This is a genomic window from Vibrio sp. T9 (genome assembly GCF_003123985.1).
Lineage (GTDB): Bacteria > Pseudomonadota > Gammaproteobacteria > Enterobacterales > Vibrionaceae > Vibrio > Vibrio diabolicus.
Window position 1 is genome coordinate 1 of the sequence record NZ_NIGY01000195.1, and the last position, 290, is coordinate 290.

Below are 290 nucleotides of genomic sequence, written 5' to 3' on the forward strand. Positions count from 1 at the left end.
TGATCACGGTGACTTCGGTCTCGTCGAACGCCTTGGCGATCATGCGCTGCATCAGCGCGGAGGAGCGCGGCGTGAACTCCGACGGTTTGATCATCGCGCGATTGCCCGCGGCGAGGATGCCGGCGAGCGGCGCGAAGGTGAGGTTGAACGGGAAGTTCCACGGCGAGATCAGGCCGATGACACCCTTGGGTTGATAGTCGACCCAGGCACGCGCGCCGAGCAAGGCCAACGCGGCGGGCGACACCTTGCGTGGATCGCGACGCATCCAGCGGCGTACGTGCTTCTTGGCA

1 protein-coding gene is annotated in these 290 nt (G+C 65.5%); it reads right to left on the reverse strand.

Annotated features, from left to right (window positions below):
• Window positions 1–290: aldehyde dehydrogenase family protein (locus CBX98_RS26065; protein ID WP_146192949.1), on the reverse strand; the 290-nt coding region annotated here is incomplete at both ends.